Genomic DNA, 9,931 nt, shown 5'->3' with positions numbered 1-9,931 from the left:
GTGCCCCCCGCTCGGGGTCGTGGGTGGGGACCCTGTGCGCGGGTTGGGGGGGGGGCCGGCCGCCCCGCGCCGCCGGCCCCCGGCAATTCATGACCGAAGTCGCGGGACATTCTTCTTCCGCACTTCGCTTGGACTGCACGGACGTGCTTGTGAACATAATTACGACAGCCGGGACCCGCCCCTCTCGCCGGGCGGAGTCGCACTTTCCCTGCGGCAAATAGGGAATGCGGGGATGCAATCCCGTGGACAGGGGATGAATGAAATGACCGAGCTTGCCGACGCGGCCTGGAAGTACCTGACCGACCCGCACGCGCGAGGTGTCGACAACAGCGAGCTGTTCCGTCGGCTGCCCGTCGAGGCGCCGGTGCTGCGATTCGGTCCGGTCTGGATCGTCTCCCGCTTCGACCTGGTCACCGCACTCGCGAGCGATCCCCGGTGCGTGATCAAGCTGCCCGAGCAGTCGGAGGCCATGTGGGCCGCCAGCCCGCTGTTCGGGGAGATCTTCAAGCGCTCCATGTCCGTCCGGCCGGCTGCGGACCACCGGCGCCTGCGGAGGCTGGTGTCCGCCGAGTTCGGCGCCCGGACGGTCCGGCACCTGCGCCCGCGCATCGACGACATCGTGGACCGCCTGCTGGCCGGGCCGCTGGAGCGCGGAGTGTGCGAGTTCGTCTCCGAGATCGGCGTACCGCTCCCGGTGATGGCGACCGCCGCGATGCTCGACCTGCCCGAGGAGGACTGGCCGCGCATCCTGGACTGGGCGCAGATGCTCACGGCCCAGCTCGCCGGAGCCACCGGGGGGATGGAGCAGTCCGGCGCCGTGTCCGGCGCCGAGGAGAAGCTGCAGGAAGCCCTGCGCTACGTGGAGGACCTGGTGGCCCGGCGCTCCGCCGAGCCGGGTGACGACCTGATCTCGCGGCTCGCCCGGCAGAGCGGCGACGAGGGCAGGCTCACCCACGACGAACTCGTCTCCATGGTGATCCTGCTCCTCATGACCGGGCTGGAGACCATGACCAGCGGGCTGGTGAACGCCATCCTGTGCCTGCTCCGGGACCCGGAGTCCTGGCAGCGGGTGGTCGCGGACCCGGAGCTGGCCGGTACCGCCTTCGCCGAAGGGATCCGGGCGATGTCGCCGGTCCCCCTGGGGTCCCGCCTCGCCGAGGAGGACATCCCGCTGGGCGGGCACCGGATCAGGGCGGGCGACACCGTGATCCTGATGTACGGCGCCGCCAACCTGGATCCGGCCCAGTTCCCGGACCCCGAACGCTTCGACCTGGAACGCCGGTCGATCGGCCAGCTCGCGTTCGGCCACGGCCCCTACTTCTGCCTCGGTGCGGCGGTGTCGCTCCTGGAGGGGGAGAGCGTGCTGCGCAAGCTCGCTGCGCTGGCGCCCGGCATGGCGCCGGCCGGGGACTCGCTGCGCTGGCGTACCGACCTGGCCTTCAACAGCCCGGCCGAACTTCCGGTACGGCTGGCCGGCCGTCCGGACGCCACCCGCAACCCCGGCCACCACGAGGCACGGCTGTGACGGTGACCGCCGCCGGGCAGGCGCCCGGCAGTGCACCGGGACGGCGCCGGCACGGCGCCGTGCGGACCGCCGAGGTGCCGCAGATGGAGGAGTACGACTGCGGCGCCGCCTGCCTCGCCATCGTCCTGTCCGCCCATGGACGGCACGTCCCGCTGCACGAGCTGCGCGAGGTCTGCGGCGTGGGCCGGGACGGGGTCACGGCGGCGGCGATCGTCCGCGCGGCGGGCGCGTACGGGCTGAAGGGCTCCGGACGCAGGGTCAGGCTGCAGACCGGCGCCGGAGTCGACCTCCGCCCTCTGGGCGGGTTGCCGCTCCCGGCCGTGGCCTTCGTCCACGGCAACCACTTCGTGGTGCTGGAAGGTGTCACGCGTCGCGGGAAGGTCGCCGTCAACGACCCGGCCGACGGCCGCAGCACCCTCGACCCGGAAGAGTTCGCACAGGCGTTCAGCGGGATCGTCCTGACCTTCACCGCGACGGAGGAGTTCCGTACCGGAGGCCGGCGCGGCGGGCCCGGCCGCATGCTGGGCGGCTGGCTCAGGCCGCACCTTCCCCTGGTGGTCTTCGCCGTCGTGGCCGGCCTGCTGGCCACGGCCCTCACGCTCGCCGGGGCGCTGACCGTACGGGCCGCGATGCTGCGCGTCGCGGGTACCGGTGACGACGGTCCCGGCACCACCGTGCTGCAGCTGCTGGCCGTCGCCCTCGGTGCCGGGTTCGCGGTGTGGCTGCAGCAGCGTGCCCTGAGCCGGATCCTCGCCCTGGTGGCGACCCACCGGTCCCGCGCGTTCCTCACGTCCCTGATGGCGCTGCCGGGCCTGTTCTTCCACCGGCGCTTCGCCGGCAGCCTGGCCGCTCGCGCACAGCTCGCCGACACCACGGCGATGGAGCTGACGACCCGTGTGATCCCGGTCCTGGCCGGCGCGGCGGGCCTGCTCCCGCTGCTGGTCGTCATGAGCATGTTTTCCGGGGTGCTGACGGCCCTGGCCGCTGCCGGGGCGTGCCTGAGCGCCCTCGTCCTGCGTCTGGCCGCACGCCGTGCGGCCCCCGAGGAGAAGCGGTTGGCCGTAGGACAGGCCGACCGTGACGGGGGTGTGCTGGCCGCCCTGGGGATGATCGAGACGCTCAAGGCGGAGGGCACCGCGTCGCGCTTCTTCGACGACTGGGCCGATTCGCACACCCGCGACCTGGACGTCCGGCACCGGCTGGCCGTGTCGACCCGGCGCTACACCGTGTTCGGAGCCGGTCTGGACTCGCTCACCGGTCTGGCCGTGCTGGCCTCCGGGGCCCTTCTGGTGCGCCAGGGGCACCTGCACATCGCCGACTTCATGGGCTTCATCTCCCTGTTGGGGGCGTTCCACGCCTCCACCGGCCTCGTCGCGCGGTCCGGCCTCGACCTGGCCAGGCTCGGCGGCGGCCTCGCGAAGCTCGACGACGTGCTGCACGCGGCGCCCGACGAGCGGTACACGCGCGATGCGTTCTACGACCCGACGGTCCCCAAGCTCGAGGGAGGGGTGGAGCTGCGGGGCGTGACCTTCGGCTACGACCCCAACCGTGCGCCCCTGGTCAGCGACGTCAGCGTACGGATCGAGCCGGGTGAGCGCGTGGCCGTCGTCGGCGCGACCGGCAGCGGCAAGTCCACGCTGGCACGGCTGGTCATCGGTGCGCTGGACCCGTGGCAGGGAGAGGTCCGCTTCGACGGCCGCCCGTCGGCCCGGGTCTCCCGCGCCGAGCTGCTGCGCTCGCTGGCCTACGTCAGTCAGCGTCCGCTGCTGCTCGAAGGCACGGTGGCCGAGAACATCACGCTGCACCAGTCCGCCATCTCCGACGAGCGGATCCGGGCCGCCCTGGCCGACGCCTGCCTGGAGGACCTGGTCGACCGGCGCGGCGGAGCCCACCGGGCACGCGTCCACGACGGCGGCAGCAACTTCAGCGGTGGAGAGCGACAGCGGCTCGCCCTCGCGCGCGCCCTGTCCCGCGACCCGTCCGTGCTGGTGCTCGACGAGGCGACCAGTGCCATGGAATCCCCCCTGGAGGCCGCGGTGGACGCCAACCTGAGGCGGCGCGGGGTCACCACGATCGTCGTCGCCCACCGGCTCAGCACCGTGCGGTCGGCCGTCCGCATCCTCGTCGTCGACGGCGGACGCGTCGTCCAGCAGGGCCACCACGACGAGCTCGTCGACGCCGACGGCCCGTACCGCCGGCTCGTGCAGGAGGCGGCGTGACCGGCCTGAGAACGCCCGAGCCGCAGACGGCCGGCCCCGCGGTGACCGACCCTGCCCGGGTGTGGCAGGACCACCGCACGGCGCTGAACCGGATCGCCGCCGCACTCGGCGCCCTGCCCGAGGCACCGGAAACGGCCCCGCCCGGCCCCGATGCGGTCGCCGGCGCGGCCGCCGCCTGCGGACTGCGGGCGCGCCGGGTGCGACTGGACGAGGAGCTGACCCGCCGCCCCCGGCATCCGCTGCTGGCCGAACGGGCCGGTGACGGCATGCCCGTGGTGCTGCTGCCCGGTCGCCGGCACTGGCGGGCCGCACCCGCCGGGACCGGCCGTGCCGTTCCGCTGGAGGCGTCCGCGCAGGCGGCTCTCGAACCCTTCGGCTGGCGCTTCCACCGACGGCTGCCGTACGCGGCGCCGGAGGGCTGGAGCCTGGTGCGCCACTGCGCCGTCGGCGCGTTCGGCTCGCTCGCGCTCGCACTGTGCACGGGGCTGCTCGCCACGGTGCTGGGTTTCGGGGTGCCGCTGGGCGCGGTCCGGGTGATGCGCACCGCCCTGTCGGGCCAGGGGGACGCGCTGCTGTGGACCTGCCTGTTCCTGGCGGTGGCGGTCGGCGGATCGGTGCTGTGCACGCGCGTGCGCGATCTGGCCGCGGTGCACTTCCAAGGTCACGTCCAGTCGGTGATGGAACCTGCCGTCTGGGACCGGCTGCTCGGTCTCGACCTGTCCTTCTTCCGCCGTCAGTCCACTGCCCGGCTGCTCGGGCACGCCAACGGGGTCACCCGGTTCCGCCAGTTGCTGGGCGAAGGCGCCCTCGACGCCGTGCTGGGCGCGGTGTTCACCTCCTGCGCGCTCGGCCTGCTGCTCTTCCTCGATCCCCGGCTCGGCCTCGCCGGGATGGGCACCGCCCTCCTGCTGGCCGTCCTGGTCGGCTGGCTCGGATGGTTCCAGCAGGCACACGACCGGCACGTCCACGACAGCGTCGACGATGCCCAGGCCTTGCTCTACCCGGCGCTGACCGGCATCGACGAGATCCACCTGTACGGGTGCGAGCAAGCCGTGTTCGACCGCTGGTGGCGGGTCTTCTCGCGGCAGAAGGCGGCGGACACGGCGGGCCTTCGGTACGCCGAGGTGTCGAGCGCGCTCCTGACCGCGTCCCAGCCCGTACTGCTCGCCGTCCTGCTGTCGGTGGCCTGGTGGACCGGTCAGGGACCGGCCGGTTTCATCGCCGTCGGCTTCGCCGGAGCGCAGCTGGCGGTGGCGGTCGGCACGCTCCACCAGGCGCTGCAGACGGTGTTCGCGGTCGGCCCGGTGCACGCCCGGCTCACGGCGATCCTGCGCGCCGCGCCGGAGACCCCTCCGGGCAGCCGGCTGCCCGGGGTGCTGCGCGGCGAGATCGAGCTGCAGGACGTGACGTTCTCCCACCCGGGCGCGCAGCGGCCGACCCTGGAAGGCATCGACCTGCACATCCGCCCGGGCGAGTTCGTCGCGGTCGTCGGTCCGTCCGGCGCCGGCAAGTCCTCGCTGCTGCGGCTGCTGCTCGGCCTGGACACGCCCGGGAGCGGGCAGGTGCGGTACGACGGCCAGGTCCTCGCCGGGCTCGACCGCGAGGCGGTCCGTGCCCAGCTCGGCTACGTCCCGCAGGACTCGAAGGTGCTCCGCGGCGACCTGCGTTCGGTCATCCTCGGCGGCGTGGCCGCCGCGTCGGACGCGGACGCCTGGGAGGCGGCCGAGGCGGCCGGGATCGCCGATGACATCAGGCGGCTGCCCATGGGCCTGCTCACCCGGGTGTCCGACGGCGACTCGGGCTTCTCCGGCGGCCAGCTCCAACGGCTGCTGCTCGCCCGGGCCCTGGCGAAGCGGCCGCGGATCCTCCTGCTCGACGAGGCGACCAGCGCACTGGACAACGCCACCCAGGACGAAGTGAGCCGCCGGGTGGCCCGGCTGGGGGTGACCCGGGTGGTGGTCGCCCACCGGCTGAGCACGATCCGCGAGGCCGACCGGGTCGTGGTGCTGGACGGCGGACGGGTCGTGGAGTGCGGGACGTACGACGAACTCGCCCGTGGCGGCGGGGCACTGGCGCGGCTCGCGGCGGAGCGGTGACGCGGGTGATGAGAGCGATGAAAACCGGTTCTGCGCAGGCAGGGCCCGTGAGCGGAACCCATCGGATGAGGAGAGACATGCGCACGGTCATCAGGTTCAAGCGGTTCGTCCATGCCGAGGTGGTGCCCGCTGACGGCGTGTACCTGATTTCCGAGCGGTCGGGGCAGACCCGGCTGCAGGGGGCGCTCATCGAGCGGATGGCTCCCCTGCTGTCCGGGAAGCACGACCGTTCGCAGATCGTGGCGGCGCTGGGGGACGACTTTCCCGGCGGCCGGGTGGAGCGCGCCCTGGACATGCTGATCTCGGCCGGTCACGTGGTGGAGGTCAACTCCGCCGTGGAGCCCCGGTCGGGCGGCTACTGGGAGCAGGCGGGCCTCGACGGTGACGCCGCGATGCTGGCCGTGCACGACCGGCCGGTGGAACTGGTCACGCTGGGCGACGTCCGCCCCGAGTGGTTCGCCGAGGCCGCCGCGCCGCTCGGAATCCGCGTGGGCGGGGCGGACAGCCCGCTCGCCGTCGTGCTGACCGACGACTACCTGCACCCGGAGCTGGCGGAGTTCAACCGCGTCGCGCTGGAGACCGGACGGGCCTGGCTGCTAATCAAGCCGATCGGCAGCACGCTCTGGGTCGGTCCGGTGTTCGAGCCGGGGACCACCGGCTGCTGGGCCTGCGTGTCGAGCAGGCTGAGCGGCAACCGGATGGTCGCCTCGTACCTGAAGCAGCGCCAGGGCGGGGACCGGCCGCCGGTCACCTCGCTCGCAGACCTGCCGGCGACCGTGCAGACCGGGATGCAACTCGGTGCCCTCCAGGCGGCCAAGTGGCTGGCCGGGGCGTTCGGCGGTCCGCAGGGCCCCATCCCGGGCCCCCGGCAGGCGGAGGTCTTCACGCTCGACACCCTGACCATGGATTCCGAGCGCCATCCGGTGACCCGCCGCCCGCAGTGCCCGGCGTGCGGGAACCCCTCCCTCCAGGCCGAACTGCACCGTCGGCCGGTGGTGCCGGAGAGCCGCGGCAAGCGGATCACCTCGGACGGCGGCCACCGCGCGAAGGACCCGCAGGAACTGCTGGACACCTACGGGTACCTGGTGAGCCCCGTGACGGGACCGGTGACCAGTCTGGTCAAGGTGCCCACCGGGATCGACGGGCTGCACAGCTACACGGCCGGGCAGAACTTCGCGGTCGGCATGTCCGACATCGGTGACCTGCGGGCCGGCCTGCGCAGCATGAGCGCGGGCAAGGGCATGAGCGACGTACAGGCCCGGGCCAGTGCCCTCGGCGAGGCCATCGAGCGCTACTCGGGGCTGTTCCAGGGCGACGAGGCACGGATCACCGCGTCGTACGAGGAGCTCGGCGAGCAGGCGATCGCCCCGAACGAGCTGCACCTGTACAGCGAGCAGCAGTACGCCGACCGGGCCGAATGGAACCGGCGGGACTCCCACTTCCACCGGGTCTGCGATCCGTTCGATCCGGCCCGGCCCGTGGAGTGGACGCCCGTCTGGTCGCTCACCCGGGGCACTCACCGCTACCTGCCGACCGCGTCGCTCTTCTACGGGTACAACGTGCCCCGGGGCTACGTCTTCTCCGGTGCGGACTCCAACGGCAGCGCCGCGGGCACCAGCCTCGAGGACGCGGCCCTGCAGGGCTTCATGGAGCTGGTGGAGCGCGACAGCGTGGCGATCTGGTGGTACAACCGCCTGCGCAGGCCCGCCATCGACCTCGACAGCTTCGACGAGCCGTACTTCGCGCAGTGGCGCGAGATGTACCGGTCGGCGAACCGCGAGACCTGGGTGCTGGACCTCACCAGCGACCTGGGCATCCCGGTGGCCGCCGCGGTCTCGCGCCGGGTGGACAAGCCGGTCGAGGACATCCTGATCTCCTTCGGGGCGCACTTCGACATCAAGGTCGCGGTGGCGCGGGCGCTGACCGAGATGAACCAGTTCCTGCCGGCGGTACTGCCGATCGGGACGGACGGCTCCGGCGACTACGCCTTCCCCGACCCCGTCCAGCAGCACTGGTGGCGGACCGCGACCACCGCCAACCAGCCGTACCTGCTGCCCTCGGGCGAGGCACCGCGACGGGCGGGCGACCACCACGACCCCTCCAGCAGCGACCTGCTCGACGACCTGCGGCTGGCACAGCGGATCGTCGAGGAGAAGGGCATGGAGATGCTGATCCTCGACCAGACCCGCCCGGACATCGGCCTCCCGGTGGTCAAGGTGATCGTGCCCGGCCTGCGCCACTTCTGGCCCCGTCACGGCGCCGGCCGGCTGTACGACGTGCCGGTGCGCATGGGCTGGCTCGACGCACCCACCGCCGAGGCCGACCTCAACCCGATCGGGATGTTCCTGTGACCACTGCCGCAGACGTGAGTGAAACCGCCGGCCTCGCCGCCGCGGGCGGGCAGCCCCGCCCCGACGGGTCGGCGCTCGCCTTCCGCGAGGGGGTGCGGGTCACGACGCAGGACGACGGGGTGCGCGTGCAGAGCCCCTGGGCCGCGTTCGTACTGGGCCGCCTCACGGACGGAACCCGCGCCGCCGTCCACCGCCTCGCCGGGGAGCCCGTACCGCCCGCCGTCCTGCTCGCCGGGTGCACGCCCGCCGAGCGGACCCAGGTGCTGCGGATCGTCGACCGGCTCGGTTTCCTCATCACCCGCTCCGTGCTGGCGCAGGACCGGCCGCTGGCGCGGATCGAGGCGACCAGCCGCACCGCCTCCTACCGGCCCGTCTCCGTGCCGGCGCAGGCGCCCCTGCGGCTGTCCAAGTTCGCCCTCTGCCGCTCCTACTCCGGCGCCTTCGTCCTGGAATCGCCGCTCACCCCCCACCGTGTGCTGCTGCTGGACCCGGCGAGCCGCGCGGTCGTCGGCGCCCTCGGCGACTGCGTGCGCGCGGCGGACCTCGCCCCGGCGGACGTGCCCGCGGAGTCGGTGGCCGAGCTGCTGGAGCACCTGGCCGGAGCCGGCTTCGTGGACGTCGGCGAGTGGGCCGACGGGCAGGCGCGGTTCGCGGCCGACGAGGACGAGGTGCTGGAGCAGTGGGACTTCCACGACCTGCTGTTCCACTCCCGCAGCCGGGCCGGCCGCCACGACGAGCCCTTCGGCGGCATCTTCCCCTACGAGGGCCGGATCGAGCCGCGCCCCGCCGTCGAACCGGCCCCCGCCGGACCGTACATCGAGCTCCACCGGCCCGCCCTCGACGACGTCCTGGCGGCGGATCCGGCCCTGACGACGGTGCTGGAGGGCCGCACGTCGGTGCGCCATTACGGCGAAGCACCGATGACGGTGGACCAGCTCGGCGAGTTCCTCTACCGGACCGCCCGGGTGCGCTCCGAATACGGGCCGCGGCCGGACCAGAAGATGCCGTACGAGGCGACGTCCCGGCCGTACCCGTGCGGTGGCGCCGCCTACGAGCTGGAGCTCTACCTCACCGTGCGCCGCTGCGAGGGCCTCGCGGAGGGCGTCTACCACTACGACCCGGTCGGCCACCGGCTGCGCCTGGTCAACGAGGACGCCGGGGACCGGTCCGCGATGCTGTACCTGGCCTCGGTCGCCACCGGCGGGATCGCCGTCCCCGACGTGCTGGTGACCATGACCTCCCGCTTCCAGCGCCTGTCGTGGAAGTACCGCGGCATCGCCTACGCGGTCACCCTGAAGCACGCGGGCGTCCTGTACCAGACCATGTACCTGGTGGCGACGGCGATGGGGCTGGCGCCGTGCGGGCTGGGCAGCGGTGACGCGGACCTCGCCGCCCGGGTGCTGGGCCTCGACTACCTGCGGGAGTCCTCCGTGGGCGAGTTCATGCTCGGCAGCCTGCCCGCCGCCGAGCGCGACGGCTCCCCGACGGCGCCGCCGGCCGACTGGCGGGCCGCCAACGACCCGCAGTGGACGGACGCCGCCCGGCTGCTCCTCGACCGACACGACGGCTGACCCATGGCCATGGACACGTCTTCCAGGCCCGCGAACACCGCGGTGTCCGGTCCGCGCATACCCGACTTCGGCACGGTCCCGGGGGGGGCCGGCGGGCCCCAGGGGGACGCCGGGGCCCGCCCCGGGGCCCCCCCCCCGGGGGGGCGAGGGGGGGGGACGGGCCGGGAGG

General features: G+C 73.5%; 5 protein-coding genes. All 5 read left to right on the top strand.

Annotation, left to right across the window (positions count from 1 at the left end; all coding sequences use genetic code 11):
• Positions 1-262 precede the first annotated feature (262 nt).
• Positions 263-1,525 carry a cytochrome P450 gene (locus tag ACFXA3_RS12170; RefSeq protein WP_385185578.1) on the top strand — a complete coding sequence of 421 codons (1,263 nt, stop codon included), beginning with the start codon at positions 263-265 and terminating at the stop codon, positions 1,523-1,525.
• Positions 1,522-3,744 carry an ATP-binding cassette domain-containing protein gene (locus tag ACFXA3_RS12165; RefSeq protein ID WP_385185575.1) on the top strand — a complete coding sequence of 741 codons (2,223 nt, stop codon included), beginning with the start codon at positions 1,522-1,524 and terminating at the stop codon, positions 3,742-3,744. The genes ACFXA3_RS12170 and ACFXA3_RS12165 overlap by 4 nt, the downstream gene beginning before the upstream one ends.
• The gene (locus ACFXA3_RS12160; RefSeq protein WP_385185572.1) at positions 3,741-5,840 is read left to right on the top strand and encodes an ATP-binding cassette domain-containing protein; all 2,100 of its coding nucleotides are present in this window, start codon (positions 3,741-3,743) and stop codon (positions 5,838-5,840) included. Before ACFXA3_RS12165 ends, ACFXA3_RS12160 begins: the two co-directional genes overlap by 4 nt.
• A 77-nt stretch (positions 5,841-5,917) precedes the next feature.
• Positions 5,918-8,191 carry a TOMM precursor leader peptide-binding protein gene (locus ACFXA3_RS12155; RefSeq protein ID WP_385185569.1) on the top strand — a complete coding sequence of 758 codons (2,274 nt, stop codon included), beginning with the start codon at positions 5,918-5,920 and terminating at the stop codon, positions 8,189-8,191.
• A gap of 14 nt (positions 8,192-8,205) precedes the next feature.
• Positions 8,206-9,762, top strand: coding sequence for a SagB family peptide dehydrogenase (locus ACFXA3_RS12150; RefSeq protein ID WP_385185565.1), 1,557 nt, complete (start codon positions 8,206-8,208; stop codon positions 9,760-9,762).
• The last annotated feature ends 169 nt before the right edge of the window (positions 9,763-9,931 follow it).

Origin of the sequence: Streptomyces sp. NPDC059456 (assembly GCF_042750055.1) — a bacterium.
In the GTDB taxonomy this organism is placed as follows: domain Bacteria; phylum Actinomycetota; class Actinomycetes; order Streptomycetales; family Streptomycetaceae; genus Streptomyces.
The sequence above is the reverse complement of the archived record's forward strand: the minus strand, read 5'-3'. Positions and strand labels throughout refer to the sequence as shown.

Excerpts from the sequence above, each read along its gene's own strand:
- ACFXA3_RS12170 (WP_385185578.1), top strand. The coding sequence starts at position 263 with ATGACCGAGCTTGCCGACGCGGCCTGGAAGTACCTGACCGACCCGCAC.
- ACFXA3_RS12155 (WP_385185569.1), top strand. The coding sequence starts at position 5,918 with ATGCGCACGGTCATCAGGTTCAAGCGGTTCGTCCATGCCGAGGTGGTG.